This window comes from Flavobacterium sp. Root186 (assembly GCF_001428525.1).
Lineage (GTDB): Bacteria > Bacteroidota > Bacteroidia > Flavobacteriales > Flavobacteriaceae > Flavobacterium.
Genome location: NZ_LMHW01000011.1, coordinates 155,254 through 180,205 on the forward strand (window position 1 = coordinate 155,254; position 24,952 = coordinate 180,205).

General features: G+C 32.4%; 20 protein-coding genes and 1 pseudogene. 3 read left to right on the plus strand and 18 right to left on the minus strand.

Annotated elements, in window-relative coordinates; all coding sequences use genetic code 11:
• Position 1 precedes the first annotated feature (1 nt).
• The 18 genes and pseudogenes from ASD98_RS09735 to ASD98_RS24025 form a co-directional block, all read right to left on the minus strand.
• Positions 2-1,756 carry a hypothetical protein gene (locus ASD98_RS09735; RefSeq protein WP_056203606.1) on the minus strand — a complete coding sequence of 585 codons (1,755 nt, stop codon included), beginning with the start codon at positions 1,754-1,756 and terminating at the stop codon, positions 2-4.
• 431 nt (positions 1,757-2,187) lie between these two features.
• Positions 2,188-2,734 (minus strand): annotated as a pseudogene (locus tag ASD98_RS09745) (transposase).
• A gap of 177 nt (positions 2,735-2,911) precedes the next feature.
• On the minus strand, positions 2,912-3,553 hold the full coding sequence (locus tag ASD98_RS09750; protein WP_056203611.1) for a hypothetical protein: 642 nt from the start codon (positions 3,551-3,553) through the stop codon (positions 2,912-2,914).
• A 3-nt stretch (positions 3,554-3,556) separates the two neighbouring features.
• The gene (locus ASD98_RS09755) at positions 3,557-4,654 is read right to left on the minus strand and encodes a hypothetical protein (RefSeq protein WP_128414815.1); all 1,098 of its coding nucleotides are present in this window, start codon (positions 4,652-4,654) and stop codon (positions 3,557-3,559) included.
• A 53-nt stretch (positions 4,655-4,707) separates the two neighbouring features.
• Positions 4,708-5,256, minus strand: a complete 549-nt coding sequence (locus ASD98_RS09760) for a transposase (protein WP_056203619.1) — start codon at positions 5,254-5,256, stop codon at positions 4,708-4,710.
• Positions 5,257-5,343: 87 nt separating this feature from the next.
• Complete coding sequence (locus tag ASD98_RS09765) at positions 5,344-5,838, minus strand: hypothetical protein (protein ID WP_056203622.1); 495 nt, start codon at positions 5,836-5,838, stop codon at positions 5,344-5,346.
• A gap of 11 nt (positions 5,839-5,849) precedes the next feature.
• Positions 5,850-6,341, minus strand: coding sequence for a hypothetical protein (locus ASD98_RS09770; protein WP_128414816.1), 492 nt, complete (start codon positions 6,339-6,341; stop codon positions 5,850-5,852).
• A 730-nt stretch (positions 6,342-7,071) separates the two neighbouring features.
• Positions 7,072-7,428, minus strand: coding sequence for a hypothetical protein (locus tag ASD98_RS09775; RefSeq protein WP_056203627.1), 357 nt, complete (start codon positions 7,426-7,428; stop codon positions 7,072-7,074).
• An 11-nt stretch (positions 7,429-7,439) separates the two neighbouring features.
• Positions 7,440-10,391, minus strand: a complete 2,952-nt coding sequence (locus ASD98_RS09780) for an EndoU domain-containing protein (RefSeq protein ID WP_056203630.1) — start codon at positions 10,389-10,391, stop codon at positions 7,440-7,442.
• Entirely contained in the window at positions 10,391-12,532 is a 2,142-nt protein-coding gene (locus tag ASD98_RS09785) for a hypothetical protein (RefSeq protein ID WP_056203633.1), read from the minus strand. The genes ASD98_RS09780 and ASD98_RS09785 overlap by 1 nt, the downstream gene beginning before the upstream one ends.
• Before the next feature lie 28 nt (positions 12,533-12,560).
• Positions 12,561-13,058, minus strand: a complete 498-nt coding sequence (locus ASD98_RS09790) for a hypothetical protein (RefSeq protein ID WP_056203636.1) — start codon at positions 13,056-13,058, stop codon at positions 12,561-12,563.
• 21 nt (positions 13,059-13,079) lie between these two features.
• Positions 13,080-13,538, minus strand: a complete 459-nt coding sequence (locus ASD98_RS09795) for a CHAP domain-containing protein (protein ID WP_056203639.1) — start codon at positions 13,536-13,538, stop codon at positions 13,080-13,082.
• On the minus strand, positions 13,535-13,822 hold the full coding sequence (locus ASD98_RS09800) for a methyl-accepting chemotaxis protein (RefSeq protein ID WP_091290755.1): 288 nt from the start codon (positions 13,820-13,822) through the stop codon (positions 13,535-13,537). The genes ASD98_RS09795 and ASD98_RS09800 overlap by 4 nt, the downstream gene beginning before the upstream one ends.
• 315 nt (positions 13,823-14,137) lie before the next feature.
• Complete coding sequence (locus ASD98_RS09810; RefSeq protein ID WP_056203645.1) at positions 14,138-14,383, minus strand: hypothetical protein; 246 nt, start codon at positions 14,381-14,383, stop codon at positions 14,138-14,140.
• A gap of 435 nt (positions 14,384-14,818) precedes the next feature.
• Complete coding sequence (locus ASD98_RS09820; RefSeq protein WP_053471136.1) at positions 14,819-15,019, minus strand: hypothetical protein; 201 nt, start codon at positions 15,017-15,019, stop codon at positions 14,819-14,821.
• A gap of 122 nt (positions 15,020-15,141) precedes the next feature.
• Positions 15,142-15,858, minus strand: a complete 717-nt coding sequence (locus tag ASD98_RS09825; protein WP_056203652.1) for a DUF3164 family protein — start codon at positions 15,856-15,858, stop codon at positions 15,142-15,144.
• Positions 15,859-15,891: 33 nt separating this feature from the next.
• Positions 15,892-16,167, minus strand: a complete 276-nt coding sequence (locus ASD98_RS09830; RefSeq protein ID WP_056203656.1) for a hypothetical protein — start codon at positions 16,165-16,167, stop codon at positions 15,892-15,894.
• Positions 16,160-16,297 (minus strand): hypothetical protein, encoded by a 138-nt coding sequence (locus ASD98_RS24025; protein ID WP_157849152.1) that lies wholly within the window; start codon positions 16,295-16,297, stop codon positions 16,160-16,162. The genes ASD98_RS09830 and ASD98_RS24025 overlap by 8 nt, the downstream gene beginning before the upstream one ends.
• Before the next feature lie 303 nt (positions 16,298-16,600).
• Between ASD98_RS24025 and ASD98_RS09835 the strand changes: the two genes are divergently transcribed.
• From ASD98_RS09835 to ASD98_RS09845, 3 genes are all read left to right on the plus strand, one after another.
• Positions 16,601-17,284, plus strand: a complete 684-nt coding sequence (locus ASD98_RS09835; protein ID WP_056203659.1) for a S24 family peptidase — start codon at positions 16,601-16,603, stop codon at positions 17,282-17,284.
• Positions 17,285-17,515: 231 nt separating this feature from the next.
• Complete coding sequence (locus ASD98_RS09840) at positions 17,516-21,646, plus strand: hybrid sensor histidine kinase/response regulator transcription factor (protein WP_056203662.1); 4,131 nt, start codon at positions 17,516-17,518, stop codon at positions 21,644-21,646.
• A 270-nt stretch (positions 21,647-21,916) separates the two neighbouring features.
• Positions 21,917-24,943, plus strand: a complete 3,027-nt coding sequence (locus ASD98_RS09845; RefSeq protein ID WP_056203665.1) for a TonB-dependent receptor — start codon at positions 21,917-21,919, stop codon at positions 24,941-24,943.
• Positions 24,944-24,952: the final 9 nt, after the last annotated feature.

Consider the following 24,952-nt stretch of genomic DNA (forward strand, 5'->3'; position numbering starts at 1 on the left):
TTTAAGGTTTTTGAAAAAGTGCACGACTTCCTGCTATTTTATAAAAAGCTTTTGAGGGAAGGTTTGAATCTGCATCAGCGTCTGTATCATTTGCATAACTTGGAGGAGTGAGGTAAACAAAATAACCATTTTCATCAAGGTAAACTCGCATTTTTTCAACTTGCATATCAGTTCCTGACACAGTTTTTTGGCCTGTGTAAAATTCAACACGACTTTTTCCGGTTCCTTTTCCTGTACCCGATTTTATTTTGTATGTACCTCCGTCTAGATTTGGAGAGCCTAAATCATTATTTTGTTTGTAGTAAATATCATTTGACTCAACAGTAGCGTAAATATCCCCAATTGATTGATTTATGGTGATACCTCTAAATGTATAATTATACCCCATTGCAACAAAATTTCCAGTACCTCCATTTTGTTTATATGTATCACCACCTGCACAAGCATAAACATCATTATTTGTAGAATTAATAGCCATGCCTCTATAAGATCTTGAAGTTAGACCTAAAGCAGTAAAACTGCCAGTACCACCAGTTTGTTTATATATATCACCACCATTTACGCATGCATATACATCGCTATTTGAACTATTTACAGCTAAACCAAACCAAGCTAAACTGCTAACATCTAGTGAAACGAATTCACCTGTTCCTTTTGTTTGTATAAAAATTCCACCTCCATCAGCACATGCATAAACATTTTCTGTTAAAGAATTATATCCCATTGCAGTCCAGTTTCTTTTAGTTTGTCCTAAAGCAACAAAACTTCCGATGCCACCGGTTTGTTTATATATATCTCCATTGTAGACACAAGCATATACATCACCAGAACTAGGTATAACAGTAACACCATACCATTGACGATTAGATCTTTCTAAAAATTCAAAGTTGCCAGCCCCTCCAGTTTGTTTAAATACACCAAAACCATTTGCACAGGCAAACACATCGTTTGTTAAATTATTACAACTCATGTTTCGCCACTGTCTATATGTTTGCCCTAATGGAACTAATGCACCTCCAGAAGGATTAAAATTAATTGCCCTACCAGCTCTTACTATTAAATCCTTGCCATTTTGAATACTTATGCTGTCTTCAATCCCGATGGTTCTTGAAGCTGGTAAATAACCAAATAGTAAATCGGATGATAAAGCCCATTGATTATCTATTCCTATATAAGTTCCATCATCCAAAATTCTGCTATTTCCGACAACTGTAGAACCAACATACTTTGGAATTCGATTAGTTGTTCCTGCATTTATTACACTAGTAATATCCGAAGTCATTGCAACAGTTCCGCTTTTATCAGGAAAAGTCCAGGTTCGTGATGCTGTAGCAGTGTTTGTAATAAATGATGTAAAAGTGTTCGCCGCGTTTCGTAAACCTAACATTAAGTTCAGGAAAATTTTTACTCCAGAGACAGTTTGAGCTGTAGTTGTGTCCATGTCTGGTGTAGCAATATTACCGCTTCCAAATATTGAATTTCCTCCTACTGTTTTAAAGAGAGATTTAAAGTTTGCCCATGTCATCATTCGGGCTAGAGAACCAATTAGAAACGGCATTTTGTCTGTGTCAGCGATTGTACTGATAGTTTGCAATGAGTTCTGGAATGCTCCGAAATTTGCATCATCAAGTTTTGGCTGAAAATTATTTTCTGCATCGCTAAACTCTAATTCACCCTTCAGGTTCGTTTTTAGAATTTTATTAGGCTCATTTGTTTCTAAATCGACTACTTTAATTCTGTTATGATTTGTATTCATTTTTTAGTTAATTGCTGAGGTTAAAAGTTAGAAGTGTTAAATGATTGACCTATAGTCATAATTGATTTAAGTTGAGATATATTTTCAAACGGGACTTGTTTTTAGTCTTGTTTGTATTTTTATAATGGTAACCTCAAAAATTATATTTTAGAAATTGTGTTAGTGGCATCACAATAGTTTCATTTTACAGAGTTTATAAAATATTTGGATAATAATTGGCTTTCAGAAAAGCCAATAAAAGATTAGGGAACTTAATTATAAGTTCCAGGTTGGGATTTAAAATGTGATTTTTGAATTTTGTTAGATTATCATCTTCTGTGAAGGAGAATGATGTTTTTTTAAGAGAGCTCAAAGACTTTTTTTGTCTTTGAGCTTTATGTATTTTGTGTTCCCCCGTTGGCGCGAGCGTCTCGCTCGTACACACACAAGGATCAATTAATGTCAATTTCTAAAATAGTCTGATCATTATCACCATAATTTCTTGCCGAACTATATTTCCAATCTACCGGATTAGTTACAAAACCAGTTTCGATTGGATTATTATGGATATAGTTTAGTTTTTGTTCAAAAACTTTTAGTGACCAAATTTCAATAGGTTTATTGTTTTGCTGCCAAAATTGCCTGAATTTGACATTGCTGTTTTTGTTTCCGGCTCTTTCAAACATCCAAAGCATCCATTCTTTCCTGCTTTCTTGCGGATTTTCTTCAATTGTTTTGAGCATTTTTCTAGAGGTAAAACCTTTGAAGTCTCTTATTAGACCAGAAGGATCTCCATTTTCAGATCTAAAAATTAAATGAATATGACTTGTCATAATACAATAACCATAAATCTCCATTCCTTTATTTTTTCTACAGTAATCTAATGACTCAATAATATTTCCAAAATACTCTTCTCTCGTGAAAACATCTATCCAGTAAACTGTAGCAACTTATAAAATAGGCTCCAGTTTTTTCTCCAAATTTGTATTTTCTGCTCATTTATTTTTTTTGAACTAATGTAAGAAATACTTTGTGTTCACGAGCGAGACGCTCGCGCCAGCGGGGGAAATGATGTTTTTTAAGAGAGCTCAAAGACTTATTTTGTCTTTGAGCTGTTATATGCTTTGTGTTTATAAGCGAGATGCTTTCGCTAACGGAGGGGACACGGGATTAATATTAGACAATTGAACTAATTGGAAGCATAGGAGCAAAATTATGGAAATAAGGATGAGAAATCCAATTAAAATATCTTGCGTTATCAGATGACAAAAACTCATCTACACTTTGATAATCATCATCATATATATATATATCCCTTACATCATTGTTTTCATCATAAAATACACTTAAAAAAGGATATTCATATTCGTTTCTTTTATATATATTTAAGTCTCCATAAAAGTACTTTCTTTGATCATCCATTTCGTTTGTTTTTAGATCAATTGTACATGATGCAATTAATAATTTCTCACTATTGAAAACTTTAACGCCTTTAGTTTCTAATTCTCCTTTATTATAAAAAAGATATTCCCAATAAGAGTCTCCTAAATTATTACTTTGATTATTATAAAAAAATGTCCAGTAATTTCCAGTTGAAGCATATTGATTTATAATTGTTTCTAAGTTTTCATCTGAAGATAAATAGTAATCACCGCCTTTTAAAATTATATTATTTGTTCTTCCTTTTGAACCATACTTTTGAACCATCTTCAGTTCGTTATTATAAAAAAATTCTTTATTGAAGAATTTTAAGTTTGCAACTTGCTGACTAGTAATGTAATTTCCGTCTTGATTTGTATACTTTATATTTGTATTCATAATTTAATATTTAAATTTTAAAAATGGTTCAAGGTCATAAGGACCTCCTTCTTTAACAATAGCAAAGTTAATATCTTCAGATAAGAAATTAATGTCATTGCGTACAGTTTGTCTAAATTGTTTGACAAATTCTTTTCCGAAAAGTTTTTCAATTCCATCTAATTTCATAAATCCTTTACTTGAGACATTTTGAAAATTAAATGTAAGATTTTTTTCTTTTGCATATTGACGAGCGATATAAGTGAAAATCTCAAAATCCTTTGGTTTTAATTTCAATGCAAATTCAAAATCCCCTGGAGCATCTAAGAGGAAATCATTTGGATTTAAATGCTCTAATACTTCTCCACTTTTATACTTTCTTATTGCAGATCCTTGAACTATTAATTCAATTCTATTTGCAAAATTAAAATTTAACCAATTATCATCAATGTACTGCGTTAAATTGTTGTCATTTAATGTACTAATAACATCATCAATAATATCGTCATTCCAAAACTTAAATTTATTGCTAAAATATGTTTTAGTTTTCCCGCAGAATACTTCAAAAATTTTATCAGTTTTGTTAAAACCAGAAGGATAACCTCTTTTTAAAATCTCATCGTAAAAAAAAGTGATTTGTTTGATTAACCTATCTTTACTTATTAATTTATCAGTTTTCGAACCGATGAATAAAAAATGTGAACAAAGCTTATCAAATGCTGGACCAAAAACATCTGCTTTAGTATTTAAATGTGATACTATCTCTATCATGTCTGAACTACTGTAATTAGTAGGTGTAAATTGCAAGCTGCCCAGTAATTTTTTAGAAACATCAAAAAGACCAGTATTACCTTTGTTAGTAAGCAAGATTCTCACACGATCAACAATGGTATTGAGGCTTTGAAATTGAGATGCCGAATCAGCAAATTGGAGAATTGTATGAGCAGTTTCTTCTGCTGCATTGCTACTTCCTAAAGCGTGTGATAAATTATCAATGGAATTTGAGTTAGATCCATTACTATCTGCAATTTCAACCAACCTTCTTGCTTGCCTTTTAGCGGCTAAGGATGCTATACCATCGCCAGCATTAACAGTTAGACAAGCTAATTGTAATAAGTTCAAAAAGATTTTAACCCCTGCTGGCGCGAGCGTCTCGCTCGTGCACACCCAGCATATCAATTAATGTCAATTTCTAAAACAGTCTGATCATTATCACCATAATTTCTTGCTGAACTGTATTTCCAGTCTACAGGATTAGTAATGAAACCTGTTTGAACTGGATTAAAATGAATATAGTTTAGTTTTTGCTCAAAAACTGTTAAAGACCAAATTTCAATAGGTTTATTGTTTTGCTGCCAAAATTGCCTGAATTTGACATTGCTGTTTTTGTTTCCGGCTCTTTCAAACATCCAGAGCATCCATTCTTTTCTGCTTTCTTGCGGATTTTCTTCAATTGTTTTGAGCATTTTTCTAGAGGTAAAACCTTTGAAGTCTCTTATTAGACCAGAAGGATCTCCATTTTCAGACCTGAAAATTAAATGAACATGACTTGGCATTATGCAATAACCATAAATCTCCATTCCTTTATTTTTTCTACAGTAATCTAATGATTCTACAATGCTCCCAAAATACTCTTCTCTTGTAAACACATCTATCCAGTAAACCGTAGCAAAACTTATAAAATAGGCTCCAGTTTTATCTCCGAATTTGTATTTTCTGCTCATTTATTTTTTTGAGCTAATGTAAGAAATACTTTGTGTTCACGAGCGAGACGTTCGCGCCAGCGGGGGGATCATGGTACAATAAAAATACTAATCTTCATAAATTACAGTTAATGGTATATTAAGATTTAAAGATTTTTGTAAAAGTTCTTTTATTTCAATTATCATATCAATATAATAATCCATATCCTCGGGAACATAGTCATGATCTATACTTAAGTTGGAACTCCAATCATTTCTATTTCCAATATTAACCTCATTTTTTAAATTTTCAAAACCACTATACTTCTCCCACATGTTTAATGTTTCATTTTGTAATGCTGGTATGATTTGAGTTGTTATCAATTGAATACTTTCTTCAATATAACTTAAATCAAAATGTGCTTGCATGTCATTAAAGGAGTTTAAGTTTGCAATATTTAGATCATTTTTCAATCTAAAAGCTATTTCTTTTTCTAGTAGAAAATAGAGTTTAGCTGCTAAAGAATTGTTAATATTTTTTACATAGAATAATAATGTGTTTAATTCGTCTCTTCTAAAATAAGTATCTGTGTTTTCTATTTTGTATCTAATATCTAGTGACATATTTGTTTGTTTTAATCTGTTATTATCCTATTATACAAGCTTTCTATTAATTCTTCTCTTGTTGTGTTAAATGTTTCAGGATTAATCTCTTTAAAATCATTTCTATTGTAAGAGTTTGCTCTTAATTTTTGTTTGAAATCTGATAGAGACATTGTTTGAGGCTTCTCAAATTTATCAAAATATTTTACTTCTATAGAATATATTTGATCTAAATTTTGAGGTCTTGATATATCTTTCCATACTTTTTTTCCTTCATTTATGATGAATGCTTTTGCTTGTAAAATATCTTCTGGAAGATTTCTAAAAAACTCTAATTTTTGAGCATCATCATATTTTAATTTTCCTGCACTTTCAAATGTTTCTCCTATATTAAATTTAGCACTATATGGGGTTTTAATTTTATTTACAGTGGTGTTAATTACCATTGCATCAATATCTAGATATATGCCTGGTTTGAATGGAGTTCCATCACCCGATAGCGCGGATTTGTAATCCGTGCCCACAACAATAAGACACAAAACAAATCATTAAAACTAAAATTACACAAAGTTATATGCTTTTTTATATTTACAAATAGAACTAACCAATCTTTACGGGCACGGATTGCAAATCCGCGCTATCGTGGTTGCAAATCCGCGCGATCGGATAATAATAATACATGCCGCCACCAGCATCAGGGTGTTTTATTTCGATATTATTATCATTAAAATTAATTTTTATCATTGAATATTTATTTTATAAATGTTACTAAATCTGTTATATAAAAACAATCTGCACATGTATGCATTATTATTTTCGAGCTTTCTGGTTTTGCAACTATATTCCCAGCTACCTGAAGTCTTCGTTATTCACGTTGCGCAAATGTCTCTGACTTTGGGCTATTTTATTAAATTTGATTTAAAATCAAAAAGATCAAGAAGTCTCTGACTTCAATCTAAAATTTTGATTAAAGTTATTAGAATTTTGAGTGTAATTTATGTCATTTTTTAGAACGAAACATAAAAAGTCAGAGACTTTTCTAGACATATTAGCTTTAAAAGATGTAGGTAAGTTACGCAAAGTCAGAGACATTTGCGCAGCTTTTCATAAGAACACTTCGCAGAGCTGGTTATCATTTTCTGTGAAGGAAAAATGATTTTTTTTAAGAGAGCTCAAAGACTTTTTTGTCTTTGAGCTTTTTAATTTTTTGCGAGTGGGACGCTTGCGCCAGAGAAGGTGTTGGTTTAGATAAACTTACCCATTTCTTAGATAATTTACCCAAGCTTGGGTAATAGCTCGAAAATGATTTAGTGGGATACTTTGACTAATGATAAAAGATTCTCTATTAGTAAATGTCACAGAAAATGCAGATACCTCAATAAAATCACCATTTCCTACTGTTAGATCATTATCTACAGGAAAAGGATTTCCATTTAAATAATGATCAATTAATTGAATTACCTCCTCTTCAATATTATCGGGCTCTCGAAAATAAGTAAAAAACATTTCCATTTCTCCACCTCCATAAAAAAGTTTAGTATATGAATTTTGATTATCTCTAATTTTGATAAAACTTATATCATATAAGTCTAAAATCTGATTTAGTGTCATATTATTGTTATTTAAAAATCAAATTGATCGGGAAAAATAGACCATTTTCCGTACTTATCTTTTGTTATTATAATTTTTTGTCCATCTGTTGCCTTTGATTCAAATCGAAGTGTATTTATTTGTTTTGAAGGTCTAGATATTTTTTTTGAAAATGCATATGCCATTTCTTCATTTATTCTTTGCGTACTGTAAGAGGATGGCCAAAAAACACTTTCATCTCTTTTTGCTTTCATGTACTTTCTAGAAGGTGGCTCAAAAGGGTTCTCCCACTTTTTATTTGTTGCTGGATCAATTATATCTCCCATATGCCTTTCTATTTTTGCTTTTACATATCCTCTAGAATTTTCTTTAACCTTCAATGGATCTTTAAAATTCCATTTTCCTTCAATATATGGTGGAGCATTAATTATTTCAAGTTGATTATGTAAACCTGTAATTTCTGTTTTTGTAGAACTGCCTAATATATGAGTAACTGACACATCACCTTTATGAACATGTTTAATCAAATTTGTATTGTTCGTTATATTGTGATAGGCATCTAAAAAATCATAATCTCTATAAATTTTCAAAAATTGAATTTCATTTTGCCAAACATCTACCCAAGTGTAAAATTGCGTTTCACCATTCACAATTCGTGAATATTTGAAATCCATTTTTATCCATTTTCCTTCTTCCTGAACATTGTAAAAATAGTTAAAAAATGCAAATTGTTCATCTTTGGTAAAACTGTTAAATTTAGTTATGATTGTTTCACGTGCATAAGATGGAAGGTTATTTAGCTTTAAATGCATTAGATCTATTAAAGAATCAATATCATAAATGCCTCTGATAGCATTCATAGTATCAATATCTAATCCATGAGGCTTTCCTAATGATATCAATTTTCTTTCTTGTGTTAAAACGTCTGAAGCTGCACCATAAAGTCTTTTTTTGATGAATGGATTTGAAACCAGTGAGCTAATTGTCAAAATTCCAAGAAAAGTATTTAGTTTTTGTGTAAATTTTTGTATATCAGAATCAGGATTAGTATTTCCTAGATATGAACTAATTGCAAGTGCATTTCCTGCAGTAAATTGTATTAAACCGTTTACTCCAGAAACTGCTTCCCAAAATAATACGGTTTCTGATGCAGTGGCTGCACCAGTCCACACTGCCCTAGTTTTTGATAAATAATTCAAGTATTTTAGACTTGATAATTCTCCAACCCCGGTTAAATTTAAGGCAACTTCAACAGCAGTCATTGTAGCAAAATCAATTTTTTTTAGATCGCTGTAATCTTGCATATAATATAAGAAAAATACAGGAATTCGAGATGTAGGGTCATCTATATTAATGTCATTTTTAGGATTTCTAAATTCAATTAGATCTAAATCTGGTTTAAAACCAATAATTGAAATAGGTTGAAATAAATCATATATTCCATATACATACGAATATGGCATTTTATGCTGATTATTATCCTTAGGGGAATTTGTTGTTATCGTTGTTTCTCCTTTTTCCAGTATAGTAATTTTTCTCCCTTTTATACCTTCAATTTCGTATTCTATATTTGTTGAACTGAGAAAAGCATCGTTTAATTCTCCAAATGATTGATAAAGTAATACTGCTGGAGAATTCTTACTGTTATAATATTTTGTTTTTTCTATTGAACTTCCTGAATCAATAATTAATTTCATATAATATGATTCTGGGAATAGACCAAAAGCGTTTGCTCCTAAAGTATATGATGGATCAGCATATTTTGGATTGTATTTAGAAGATTTCCAAATTTTATATAATGTTAGTATGAATTTTTTTCTATTATCATCAGTATTAAAAATGTTATAATATCTACCAGTTCTGTTGTCATCAATTTTTGAATATAATATTTCAAAAAGGGTTTGCTGTGTATCGACAGTATTGGTTTGATTATAAACATTAGCAACCTGATATACTTGAATTTTCATAAGTCTATCTAGTAAATCATTTCTATCTCCAGCAGGTACAGAAGAAAAAGTGAAAGATTCGATAATCTTTATTGCTAATTGTTCTCCATTATTATTTTCAGTTAATCGATGACTATAATCACTTATATTTTCTAATAAATCAACTTTGTCATTCATAGGTACAGTTGCTAAAGCTTCTGCAGAAAGACATCTTGCTAACCAGTAAAATTGCTCTTTTTTGGAGGCTTTTCTGATTGAAATTTGATTTGCATAAAAACCTTCATAAAAACTAGTTAAATTTCTCATATAATCTTCGAAAACTTCAACACTTGGACTTACAAATATTGGTTGAGTACTCCATTCAGATTTCTGACTGTTTATATATTGGCCAAAATCACTACTTGTTCCTAACTCGATTGTATTAAATATATTTTCTATTGAGTTGATTTGAATAGCAATCTTTGCGATCAAAAACGCTTTTGCCTGTTTATCATTTACATCAGTAAGTGGTGTAACAAATAATCCAATTTTATGATTGTAAAATTGCATCGCGGTATTATTCAATTGAACATTTACCCCTCCAATAGGATCTGGAAAAACTCCAGTTGGGATTTTAATTTGCCAAGTTCCATAATCTACAATTTGTGTATTAGGTTGATATGGCCATTTATATGTTTCAATTTTACAGAAATCAGTATATGGGGTTTCTACTTTTATTTTTTTAACAATTATTACATCTTTAGCAGATGCTGGTTTAAAAGTATATTTATAATCTTTTAGTTGATAAAGCTTATTTTTATCTATTAGGTATTCTAGAAAAAAATCTTCTTCATAAAAGCCCCCTATAACATCTTTGTCTATTTGTCCAACAAGATCCACATCTCTGAAATCTTCCTTAACCGTTTCTCTGAATTTTTTTGTAACTCCATTAACATCAGCTTCAAACGAATTTAAAAAGCCATATATACTATATTTGGGGTTAGTTAAACCAGTTAATTTAATAACATTTCCCGATTTTAATATTGCTGCTTGTTCCATTATACAGATAAATCTAAATCTAACATTAATTCTTTTTTTAAGTCCTCTTTTACATATTCACTATATCCTTTACTAAAATGATAGTTTCGATCAAGAGAATAAGCAAATACAGTCTTTTCTGGTTCAGATAATTCTGTTTCACCATTTGTGTTTTCTGCTACAATAGCAACCTTATATTTTTGGTATGGAATATTTTCAAGAGAAATCAACTCATTTCCATCTTCAAATAAATCAATCAAAAACAAACGAGGATTTTTTGTGTCATCTGTAATTAATGTTTGGATAGCATCATTTTCGGTTTTAGTTAATCCCAAAATGATTTTATTAGGAGTAGAGCCATCCATTGTTTTTAATTCCAGTCCTGTAATAGTTTGAGTGCTGTCTGTAAACAGTTTCAAATTATAGTAATAAGGATCTGGCAATTGATAGGTTTTGCTTTTTGTAACGGCGCCGCTTGCAGAAGCCGTTGTTTTTGTATCGGGTGTTGTGCTTCCGGTTGCAGAAACAGCATTGTTCATCACATCACCTGCTTCTGTCAGGTAGGTAACACGGGCAACTGTAGGTGTTTCTTCAATTCCGGTTTCAATAACATCATTTACAGTAAGAGTTTGTACAATTGAAATGCCCTGCTGTTTTTTATCGTAAAACTCATTGATAAGATTTAGTTTTTCAGAAGTCATTCTGGAGTAACTGTCATCGCCGTTTAATTTTAATAAAGGTTGTGCATCAATTAAACTAAATACATTATCAAAAAAGTTCGCTTGTCCGTATAGAATAACAAGATCTCCATTTTCGTCTTGTGTTGTTCCGGCTGTATATTGATTCACTTTTCCCTGATATAGCAAAATGTTAAGCGCAGCAATATTCTTACCTTGAATTGCCGGAGTTGTAAGCTGAATGGTTGAGGTTACATTACTGTAATTTCCTTCTTCATCCGGAGGTAATCGCAAACCATCGGCATTAATGAAATTATCTTTTTGTGCGTTGGCAACTTTAGCAATCTGTCCGTAAAAAGCAGTATTGTTATTGTTGTCTGTAGTAAATTGCAGATAAAGATTATTTGTAGTAACAGTGTTCGGTTGTTCTTGTTTATCAATTAAAACCGGCCATCCATCCGTGCCATAAGTTACGGCTGTCATTGGAACAATTCCTTCTGAATTCGCTAATAAACCTGTTTTAAGATTTTCAGGCCCATCACCAATGTTGTAATTTCCGTAAAAGTCATAACTGCGGGTACGGTCACTCTGAATATAGACATACCAATAGTTTTTAGTGAAAAAATTATTGATAATGCCATTAAAAATTTCTGCACCTTTTTTTGTTGTTTTAGTTCCTGCGCTGACAACATCTACAGAATCTTGAGGAACAAACAAGCCATAAAAAGCAGCAATATCGATAAATTGTACACTTTGCTCACGTAGTAATTTTTGTTCATAAGGAGTACCTCCAGTAATGGAAATAGAAGCGAAAGCTTTACGGGCATATTCTAAATTAAAATCAAACTCGCCATTATTAAAATTATGTTTGTAATCTCCATAATTTAGGACTACATCAATGCCACATTCTCCTTGCGCAAAATCCCCTAACGTTTTACCACTATCAATTAAAGGAAGTTCGAAAGAATCCTCTTCTTTTAAGACATTATCTGTTGTTTTGAATTTCGATTCTTTAAAAAATAAATCAGATAGAGGCGTTGCTAAGGTTTTTTCTTCGTCAAATCCAATATATGAGGCAAGGAAAGACGGTTTCTCAATAGCTGTATTTCCATTATAGAAAGCATCAAAATCAATATTAATCTTATTGATAAAATCAGACGTTTGTTCTGTTTGCTGAATTATTGCAGGATTAGAACCTGTTGTAAAAAAATCACTTCTTTGCAATCCTCTATAAACGAAATATTTGATATTTAATCCCGGAAAAGGCTGTTTGTAAGGACGAAGAATAAGATTTACTTTATCAGGACTATTTGTCTGAGGCTGTACTAAAACAACTCCTTTGCAGATTGCATAAGCCTTTTTGGGAGAAGCTAATGAAAATTTGGAGGTCAGGTTAAACTCGGTACTCGATTGAGGACCAAAAGCTTGTTCGCGGCTTTGCGTAAAGCCTCCTGACTCCACGAAAAAATGAGACTGTGAAGACATATTTAAATGAATTATTTAAAAGTTAATTTTAAACCATTAATGGCTTATAGATTTTGTAGACGAATCTTAGAAGTAAAAAGACAAGAGCAATAAGAAGTATTCTACCCAGCCAAATCTGTACCTTTTGCCAAAAAGTTAAGTAATTGACAAACTTGGTAATCGTAATTGTTTTTTCCTGAACATCTTTTACCTGTTTCGATTTCCAGAAAGCATAGAGTTCCTGTTCTTTCAAGTCGCAGTCAACGCTGAGTTTATTGTTATCAAGTCGAACCCTTGGGCTTTTTAATGTACGCCCTGGTTCGGCCTGAATAACATTTTTGAGAACTACTTTTCCGTTAATACAATCAAGTAATGCGTTATAAGAACTGCTGTCTTTGGCTATTTTAAAAACAGTATCGTGCAGTGTTTCTGTAATAGTAATAGTTTGAACTTTATTTTCGTTTTCAACAGGTTTCGGACTTCGGCATGAAATCACGATCAGAATAATGAAAAGAGAAAAAACAAAACATTTTAGTTTTTTAGTCATAATTAAAGTTGGTTTATAAGTTTAGTTTTGCAGACGTAAAAAACCTTTTACGCTTTTTATATCACGTTTTCTTCTGGCTACTTTGTAGCCTTCACGGCCTCCGGCCTCATTGGTATTTCCTTCAATGGTGTAAATAGTAGTTCCGGTCACTTTTTCAACGAAACCAGTGTGGCCTGCGCCGTTATTAAAATCCATAATGAAAACATCTCCAGGCTGAGGTGTTTTTTTTACTAAAAGGGGTCTCGAATTATATTGATCCAGAACTCCGGCTGTTTTCTTTAAAGGATTTTTGGCATTAATCTGTAATGCTGCTTTTTGTGTACACCAGTAAACAAAAGCCATGCACCAGGCATATCCTTTTGATAGGCCGACGCTTCTTAAATAAATTTCAACTTCGGGACCGGAGTTGCTGTTTCTGGGAATTTCTTCGACACCAATTTGTGCCGTGGCGATTTCTAAGGTTTTTTGGATTAGTGTCATGAATTCTTTCCGTTAAGCTGTTTAAATTTTTGTAACTCATCAACCAGCTGCTGGTTGATAAGCATAAGTTCTTTGTGCTGTACTTCCATTTTTTTTATGGTATCTGTGGCAGCAGTAAGGCGAGCGGTAATATCGTCCAGAAGATCACGGTAATATTTTACGGCACTTACTGCGTTGTCAAGTTCGGCGGCGCGGTCTTCTGCTAATGATTTTCGCATAGAGAAAAACCAGGTTATAAAAGCGGCAAAAAATGCCGTAAGAGATGGGTATAGAAACTGTTCCATTGGTATTAATGTTGAATATTTGATAAATATGATTTTGGGGAAACAACAACAGCATGTTGTTTTTGGAAGAAGAGCAATCTTAAAATTCTGCAGTCAAATTAATGCTGTTCTTTCCTTTTGTGATTGCAAAGATTGGGAGAAAAAAGCCCTAAAAAAAACGAATGCAAGGTGTGCGGACATTAGTATTCTAGGGCTTTACAAAGTTGTACAGAAAGCGAACAGAGCTCATTTTTACGGAAGTAAATGACTCATCTTTGCACCAATAAAAACAATGTTTTTTAGGAGGTGAAAGATTTCGCTTTTCTTTTATAATAGTTAAGAAGGCTTTTCCTGATTGCTCATAAGTTCTTCGATTTTTTTTAATTCTGAAGTAATAGGCGTACAAAGAATTTCATACAAAGTAGTTCGTGAAATGGGATAAACAGGATATACATATTTACGCCATACTACCGTAGTAGGAATATCTTCCGTCTTGTGTTTTTGATACAACTCTTTAACAAGTTTGTAGCGCAATAATTTATTTTTTTGAATTCCGAGACTTCTGTTTGAGGATATAGGCATGATGTGATATTTATTGAGTGATAGAAAATGAAGAGAGATTTTTTGAAAAGAGAAGAATTATTAAAAGGAAGATTTAATCATGATTACGAATTATTTGAATACTAAATAATGACATAAAGATTTACAGCAGCCAAACCATTTAATCTTTTTAAGTAATGGTTTTTCTACTTCAAATGCCATTTTTTGAACCTCGTTCTGAGGTACTATTTGTTAAAGATTATTTTTTAACAATTGAGGTCAGTACACTTCCTATCATGATCTCGTTCCGCAGCTCTAAAGACTGGGAACTCTATAGAAAGAATGGTTTTTGGCTGCTTTTTTTGGGTAAAAACCGCCCATCTTCGGTTTCTGTTTTCCTTCAGAAAGAAGTGAAAAACAGGAACCATTTTTTTATGTTTACTTAAGTTTTTATAATGTAGATATTGAGGAATTTATTTAGCCTTTGTAGGTGGCTGTTGTGTGTTTTTTAAATCTCGGATTTTTAATTACGATGCTTTCATATTGATTAAAAGCCTGACGTTCCTTATTAGATAAATCATTTTTGCAGTTCCAGTTTCCAAGTCCGTCTTTAAAAATGGTATGTTCATTGACCTTGTAACTTTCGTGGTCAGTAATTGGCTTTATTTTTACGCTCATTTAAGTATTGTTTAAAAATTATTTTGATTCTGAAATAAAACCATTCACGGAATAAAAGAATAGGTTTTAAGTTGGTAGCAATAAGCAGAAGCGCTAAAAGAGCCGACGCGTAAATATCATTATTAGGCTGCATGACTTTGTTCGTTTTGCTGGTTAAAGAAATTAAAAGCATATCCCTGTAAAAAATCTACAGACGACATAGACAACGGAATATTGGTTTTTACACCATTTTCATCAATTCTGTTCGCCTCAATAAACCAGCTTGAGCGGATTGGTTTAAAAGAAGAAGCGATAATTTCAACACCATCGGTAAATTCTTCATTATTAAATTCTTTAGTTAATTTTTGAAGCTCCAAAACACGCGAACCTTTTAAATTTCCTTTAGCATCTTTTTTTAATAAATTGAAAACAATTTTTACCAATGATGCTGTTTCTTTACTGGTAGAAAGCGACGAAATGTAATTTTGTACTTTTTCAATCCCAATTGTAACCGTATCATCCCAGCCTTCATTAATACGATAACCAATCGTGATTTCTTCTTTATCATTAGAAAAAGTATGAGACATCTGCTTTTCTTTAAAACCATAAACCTGATTCTTTAAATCCAGAATAGTCTCAAACAACTGAAAAGTTTCTGTTTTCGCATTTCGCATCATTTCAGAAGTTTCGTGCAACCTCGAAAGTGCTTTCGGAATAGTTTCGGCTACCAGTTTTTTATAAGCATCTCGTTCTTCATTCTTTTTATTTTCAATTCGGTTTAAAGCTTCTTTTAATTGCTGTGCAGAAAATTGAGATAAATCCATAGATGGGTTAATTGTATTTGTTAACGGCGTGTTCATAGTAATTGGCTTTTAGTTTTTATAATAATTTAGTTATGCACATAAGATTTCTTCCTTAAAGGGATCACCGTAATAAGGTTTAAAATTATAGTGATCAGCAAGTCTCAAGACTTCTTTTAATTTGTTTTCAATTGCTTGTGAAACGGGGCGGGGAGAAGCGGTTTCATCGTCCAGAATATGCATCCATTGAAAACGTTCCTGATTAATGCAGATTCTTTCTCCGGGTGTAAAAGATCTCGATCTTTCAGAACAATATTGAAGTGCCAGATACAATTGTGCAATTCTTGCTTCGATTTGATTTCTACTCATGATTTTTATTTAATAAGGTTCGTAATTTTTTGATATCAGATTCTATTAAGTTTCTCTCGGGACTGTTTGGATTTTCAATCAGCCAATTTTCCAGTTCCTGAATTTTTTCCTTGATTTGATTTGTTTCCATTTTTATTATTTTAAGTAATGATGAATAATGTTTTTTAATTTTAATGATTAATATTACTAGTTATTCGTAGTTTTATTCTCATTTAGTGTAGTGGTTTGTTTTTATTTTTCTACGACTTATATATGTTTTAATTATTTTATAATCAGTATTTTGAATATGATTTTGAACTTAGGTGTAATTTCTGTATCGCATAAAATTGTGTGTATTTGTCTTGTTTTTGATATTTATTTTTCTTTACTTTGCAAATATAATGTAAAATAATACATTAAAACAAATTTTTAACGTAAAAAAATACATCTTTTTATGGGGTCAACTGAAAGAATAAGAGAATATCTTGATTATAAAGGGATTACTAAATATAAATTCTGTAATGAGTTAGGCTTTTCTAATAAGTTTTTAGATAACAGCAGTAATATGGGAACAGATAAAGCGTGTAAAATTTTACACTACTATCCGGAGATAAATTCTGAATGGCTTTTAACCGGAAACGGATCCATGATAAAAGAGGATAACACTAATATTGTAATTATGAGTAATGACCGAAAAACAATCGATTCACTGCATGTGAGCCAGGAAATACCCTTATATGACTTAGAAGCTGTGGCGGGTTTAAGAGAATTATTTAACAGCGGAAAACCGCAAAGAGTTCTCGATACAATAAAAATTCCAAATCTTCCAAAATGTGACGGAGCCATTTCTGTAACTGGAGATAGTATGTATCCGCTTTTAAAATCCGGAGATATTGTCCTTTATAAAGAAACCGAATTTGAAAATATCTTTTTCGGAGAAATGTATCTTTTAAGCGTCAAGTTAAATGACTGGGAAGAATATATTACGGTAAAATATGTTCAGAAATCAGAGCAGGGAATGGAGTTTGTAAAATTGGTAAGTCAGAATTCGCATCATCAGCCCAAAGACATTCATATTTCAAAAATATCTGCATTGGCACTTATAAAAGCCAGCATTCGTATTAATACGATGATGTAAGCTTTGCCTATTGTTATAAAAAGTCAAACCCTTTAAATTAGTTATATTTAAAGGTTTTTTATGTTTTTATCCCAACAAAAGTACAAATACACCCCTTCAAAAGAAAGAATAACCACTCTCATTTTTTGTATTAGATTTACCTTGCAGTGCAATTGATTTATTTTTTTTCTAAGTTTAGAGCAAAATAAACCAATCCTATTTATTTAGTCACTGATCTCAGTAAATCAATTTATGAAGGACATTAAAATTTACCTTTTAAGTTTTATATTATTTTTTTCAATTCCTTTTGAAGCCAATTCTCAGGAATCAGATTTATATTTTGATCATATTGATTATGATGTGAGTTTTTCGCAGAGTATGATTTCGAGTATTCATCAAACTAAAAAAGGATTTGTCTGGATAGGGACTGCAAACGGATTAATTAGTTACGACGGCTATAATTTTCTAAGATATGTCTACAATAAAGATATACTGAACACGATTAGCAACAATCATATCAATGTAATTTTAGAGGACAGCCAAAAAGAACTTTGGATAGGAACCAACAACGGATTGAATCTTTTCAATAAAAAAGAGAACAATTTTTTAAGAGTTGATGTTCAAAAAGTTAAAGGCGGAAGAAACTACATTTCATCAATCATTCAGGATGATCAAAATAGAATCTGGATTGGGACTTTCGGCGGAATTAAACGCTTAAACAAAAAGCAGTATTTATTAGAAGAAATTTCAAACGACCATAATTCTCCTTTTAGAAAAAGCAGGGTTTTATCACTTTTTTATGATCGTAATTATGGCGTTTTCGTGGGAACATCAAAAGGATTGGAATGTTTTGATCCTAAAAATGGTTCACGAAAAGAACTTCCTGAAATTTTAAAGGAAAATGATGCCCTTATTCATTCTAAAATTTGGAAAATAATCAAAGAAAAAAACGGGGATTTATGGTTTGCCACCGAAGCCAATGGGGTATTTCACTACGATACAGCCGGAAATTCCGTGAAAAATTATCTGCAGAATCCTAATAACAGGAAAAGTTTGTCTTCAAATTGGGTAAACGATATTGTTAATGTTGATGCCAATACTATTTGGTTTGCCACCAAAAATGGTTTATGTGTTTATAAAAAAGACAAAAAAGAGTTTACCAAATACCAGCACAATCCGTTAGCAAGTTACAGTTTGTCTGATGATGATATAAAATGCTTTTTAAAAGACCGTCACGATGATATCTGGATTGGCACCAATGGCGGAGGCGTGAATTTTTTTCAGAAAACCAATACCAATTTTACCAACGTAAGAGAAGTTATTAAACCTAATTTCGGATTAAACAGCGCCCTGGTAAATGCCGTTTCTAAAGAAAATAATAATGCTGTCTGGGTAGGAACAAACGGCGGTGGTTTAAATTTTCTCGACTTCAGAAATAATAGAAATTCCTCTTATTTAATTGATACCAATGATTTTGATAAAAGCGTAAATATGATCACTGCTTTGGTCAATCAGAATCAGGAGAATTTGTTTTGCGGTACTTTTAACGGATTATACAAGTTTAACAAAAGCAGTAAAACCTTCAATAAAATACCGCTTTCACCAAACCCAAAAGATCGTGACAGACCCATTACTTCTTTATTACTGGATAATGGAGATTTATGGGTAGGAACAAACGGAAACGGACTAAAAAAAATACTTCAGGACGGAACCATTGAAAGTTATATGGCCGACGGAACTTCAAATGCCCTTAGCGATAATTTTATTACAGATATAGCAAACAGGGAAAATGGTTTGTGGATTGCCACGCAGTATGGTTTAAACTATTTTGATAAAAAACTAAAAAAAGTTACCAAAATCTATAAATCAGGAAAAGCCAGCGGATTGCCAAATAATAGTCTTACCGTTATGTTTACCGATTCTAAAAATAGATTTTGGGTAGGTTCTGAAAGCGGAGGCATAAATTTATTAAATGAACAATCAGGGCATTTTTTCGAAATCAACCGAAATATGGGTTTTACAGATGAAACCATCAAAAGTATTTCAGAAGATTCAGAAGGAAATATCTGGGTGAGCGACAATAATTTGTTATACAAAATCAGAACAAAGAAATTTAAAACAACTCCCAATATTTCTGATTTTGAGATTATTTCCTATTCTGCAAAACACGGTTTAAAAGTAAAACAGTTTTCAAATAACAGCAGTTTAAGACTCAATAATAACGAACTCGTATTTGGATCTTCAAACGGTTTGATTCATTTTAATCCGTTCAAATTGATCAAAACACCAGATAATGCAGAGATCGTTCTAACCAAACTTATTGTAAACAATGAAGAAATCAGGCCGGGAAATAAAGATGTCGATTTACAGGAAGATATAAGCGAAATTCAGGAAATCACATTAAATCATGATCAGGGATATATTGGTTTGGAATTTAGTGCAATGAATTTTGTTTCTCCGGAAAAAAATGAATATGCATATAAGTTGGAAAGTTCGTTTAATAAAGACGACTGGCACACCATTGGCTCACAACATTATATAAATCTGACCAATTTAAATTCAGGAACTTATCTTTTAAAAATCAAAACTTCAGATGGAGGCGGAAAATGGAACCCAGCCATTAAAACCTTAAAAATTATTATGTTGCCGCCGTGGTGGAAAACCTGGTGGGCTTTTATTTTCTATTTCGGATTACTGCTTGCTGCATCTATTTTGTTATTTAGATTTTTGAGAAATCGAGAATTGCTAAAGCAGGCATTTTATTTGGAACAGGTTGAAAAAGAAAGACAAGAAGAATTATACAAAATGAAACTGGATTTCTTTACCAATGTTTCGCACGAAATTAGAACGCCGTTAACGCTTATAAGCGGGCCTGTTGAAGAATTATTAAGCGGAGCCGAGAAGAATTCTAATCTCGAACAGAAACTAAAGGTTATAAAAAATAATTCAGACCGATTATTGAAATTGGTAAATGAATTAATGGATTTCAGAAAAGCCGAAAAAGGAAGTATGAAAATTTATTGCGAAGAGCAGGATATCGTTTCTTTTTGTTTTGATATTTACGAATCCTTCCGCGGATTTGCAGTCGCGAAAAAAATCGATTACAAATTTGTTCTCAATATCAATACAGCGATGCTTTATTTTGATAAAAATCAGATGGAGAAAGTGATTTATAATCTGCTTTCGAATGCCTTTAAATTTACCAGTAAAAATGGCAGAATCACTTTGGCTGTCGAACAAAAAGAAGAATCAGATTCGATAGAAATTAAAGTAAAAGACAACGGAATTGGAATTCCTGAAAATAGAAAAAAGAAAATTTTCAAGAACTTTTTCCAATTAGACGATCGCGGAAGCACCAATATGGGAAGCGGTATTGGGCTTGCTTTGAGCAAAAGCATTGTAGAACTGCATCACGGGGAAATCAAAGTGCAGACAGAAGCCGATGCCAATTTCAATACCATCTTTACTATTACTCTAAAGAAAGGAAAAGATCATTTTAAAAAATCTCAGATTGTTGAAAACGCAGTCAAAATAGAAAATGCAAATCCAATTTCTGATGTTGAAACTGAAATTGAAACTTACGAAGCAGAATATTTTGAAGAAACAGAAAACAACACCAAAAAGACAGTTCTTGTAATTGAAGACAATGAAGAAGTACTCTCTTTTGTTTATGATATTTTATACAGCGATTACAAAGTTCTCAAATTTACAAATGGTTTGAAAGCGTTGGAATATATGGAAAAAGAAATTCCAGATCTTATCGTAACCGATGTTATGATGCCGGAAATGGATGGATTTGAACTCTGTAAAATTTTAAAAACAAACCAAAACACCAATCATATTCCGGTAATATTGTTAACTGCAAAATCTTCCACTTTAAACAGAATTGAAGGACTTTCGATAGGAGCAGATGCTTATATTTCAAAACCTTTCAGTATTGAAGAATTAAAACTGACGATAGCCAATTTGTTATCTGCAAAAGAAATAATGCGCCAGAAGTACGGCGAAAGATTTATTTCAGATTCAGAACTGGAAAATGTAAATACGCCCGAAGGTTTATTCGTAAAAAAACTAACCCAGATAATCGAAGGCAATATCGATAATACAGATTTTGATGTAAATGATTTGGTTCGGGAAATAGGAATGAGCAGAACGGTACTTTATAAAAAAGTACAAACTCTGACGAACCATTCTGTAGCAGGATTTATAAAAAATATGCGATTAAAGAAAGCAGCCAGCTTATTGAGCAATACCAGCTATTCCGTGTCAGAAGTAACTTATATGGTTGGTTTTAACGACAGAAAGCATTTTAGCAAAGAGTTTAAAAAGTTTTACAATTTATCACCTACAGAATATAAAGGGACACATACCGGGAAAGAGTAAAATTTAAATACAGGTTTTATTGTAGAGACGCACAACAGTGCGTCTTTTTTTATGCATAAACGAATATGCCTTAAAAAAAACAAAAAATGCGTTTCAAATAATTTTTTAAGGTTTTTATTACGAATATCATTTTTAAAGGTTTTAAAACTATAAATAAACACATTGACGCCCCTAAAAGCGAATGTTATCCTCCCCTCAAACCGTCATTTATTAATCACATTTGCAATGAAATCATAACTGATTTCTATCTAACTAACCAAAAAATAACTTATGAAAAAAAGCAAACATGAAAAGATGTTTTTTCTTGGAGGAAACTATCTTAAACTAGTTTTATTACTTTTTATGTGTATTCTTTCAACCACAATGAAGGCACAGGAAAGTTCGGTTTCTGGAAAAGTAGTCGACAACTCCGGACTGCCTTTGCCGGGTGTAAATGTCCATGTAAAAGGATCAACAAAAGGAACCCAAACCGATTTTGATGGTAACTTTAGTATAACGGCGCCATCAAAAAGTACGCTTGTTTTTTCTTTTATCGGAATGGATGAGGTTTCAGTTGAAACCGAAAACAAAAACAATATAAAAGTAGTCTTAAAACCAAGTTCTCAGGCATTAGACGAAATTATCGTTGTAGGTTACGGAACCAAAAAGAAAAGCGACGTAATAAGTTCTGTTGCATCGGTAAAACCAGGCGACATGACAAAAGTTGCCACTTCTGATGTTGGAGAAATGCTTAGGGGAAAAGCAGCCGGAGTTCAGGTAACATTGGCCGATGGCGGTCCGGGAAGTTCTTCATCCATACAAATTAGAGGTAAAAAATCTATTAACGGAAGCAACGAACCCATCGTAATTGCAGACGGTATCGTAATAGGAAATATCAACGACATTAATGCCAATGACATTGCTTCTTTAGAAATTTTGAAAGATGCCGCTGCACAATCTATTTACGGAGCCAGAGCATCAAACGGGGTTATCTTAATTACCACTAAAAGAGGAAAAACCGGAAAAGCAAGAATTGCTTATAATGGATTTTCTGGTGTGCAAACAATCAACAGAAATTTTGATATCTACAGCGGAGAAGAATTTGCCCAGCTAAAAAGAGAAGCGTACAGAACAAGTAATAATGGTGTTTACAGACCAGACGAACAGGTTTTTTCGCCTCTTGAATTAGAGTCGGTTAAGTCAGGAGAATATATCGACTGGGAAAAATATATTGTAAGAACAGGAGTAACGAACAACCACAGTTTGAGTGTTTCATCCGGAACTGATAAATCAAGCATTTTTACGAGTTTGAACTATATCAATACTTTGGGAGTTATTCCAAATACCGACTTTGATAAAGTTGCCATGAGAATTAATGTTGACCAAAGAATTTCAGACTGGTTGAAAATTGGGATGAACCTTTCGCTTCAGTATTCAGAATCCAATCGTCCGAATGTGGGGAACATTCTGAACAATGCAATTAATACTTCGCCACTCGGGAAAATCTACAATGACGATGGCACTTTCCGTCATTTACCAGGAGGAATTCAGGAAACCCCAAATCCGCTGATTGATATTTATGAAACTAATACCAACGAGGTGAACAGAAATGACATTATGAATGTATTTCTGGACATCAATATTTTAAAAGGTTTCACGTATAAATTGAATGCAAGCCGCAGATCGTGGAATTATAAAGGAATGGCATTCAATTCTTCAAAATCACTTTCCGGAATCGCTAATTCAGGTCAGGGCAGCGGAAGTATTACCTATAAAGATAATGTAGAATATCAGCTGAGTAATATTTTGAATTACAACTTCAATCTCGCCGAAAAAAATCATTTTGGTGTAACAGGAGTTTATGAAGTAACAACATCAGAATACAACGATTTTGTAAATACAGCAAGCAGAATCCCAAGTGATATTCTGGGAATTTATGGTTTAGAAAGTGCTTTTTTAAATACACCATTAATTGGAGGAAACGAGCGTTCCCTAATTTCATTTGCCGGAAAATTAGAATATGATTTCGACAGCCGATATTATTTTACAGTTTCAGGCAGAGCCGATGGATCATCAGTATTTGGTAAAAATAATAAGTGGGGATTTTTCCCGGCTGTAAATGCGGCATGGAATGTTTCAAATGAAAATTTTATGAAAGAACACGTACCCGTGATCAGTAATTTAAAGTTAAGAGCCAGTTATGGAAAAGTAGGGAACCAGCCTCAAAATCCATATCAAAGTATGGCAACTGCAACGCAAAGGGATTACATTATAAACGGAGTAAAAGTATCCGGTTATGTTCCCGGTTCTCAATTGTCTAATCCTGATTTAAAATGGGAAACATCGACACAATTAAACCTTGCCGCTGATTTTGGATTATTCAAAAACAGATTAAACGGAACAGTTGAGGTTTATAATACAGATACATCAGATTTACTAATTTATGAAACATTAAATGCGAATACTGGTTACACGACCAAACTTTCGAATTTAGGAAAAGTAAACAATAAAGGTTTAGAAATTTCCCTGAATGGAGATGTGATCAAAAAGAAAGATTTTAAACTGAATTTGGGAGCAACTTTCACCAAAAACAAAAACAGTATTGTAAGCATTTATGGCAAAGATGCCAACGGTGACGGAAAAGAAGATGATGCCGTTGGAAACTTATGGTTCATCGGAAAGCCAATCGACGTTTATTATCAGTACAAAGCTGTTGGAATTTATCAGGAAGGAGAAAATATTCCAATCGTTACAGGAACAACGTTACTTCCGGGAGATATAAAATTATACGATGCAGATCCGTCAAATGGTGCCAATCCAAATCCGGATCAGGATAGGGTGATTACATCAAAAATGCCCGATTGGTTCGGAACTTTTTCCATAAACTTAGAATACAAACATTTTGATTTCTCAGCAGATATTTATACTGTTCAGGGCATTACAAAAGACAATCCATTTTTATATAGCTACGTTCAGGGAGGATCTTTAAGAGGAGTAAAAAATGGTTTAAAACAAGATTACTGGACACCTGAAAATCCGGGCGGAAACTGGCCGAGGCCAAGAGACGGTAACGACCCGCCATATATTTATACTTTAGGATTGCAGGATGCATCATATGTTCGATTACAAAACGTATCAGTAGGTTTTAAATTCCCTGAAAACACACTTAAATCATTAGGATTAAACAACATGAGATTGTATGTAACAGGAAGTAATTTAATCACCATTACAGATTTCCAGTCGTACAGCCCTGAGAAAAACGTAGGCGAATATCCGGAACCGGTTACTTGTGTTATAGGCTTACAAGTTGGTTTCTAAAAGCATTTT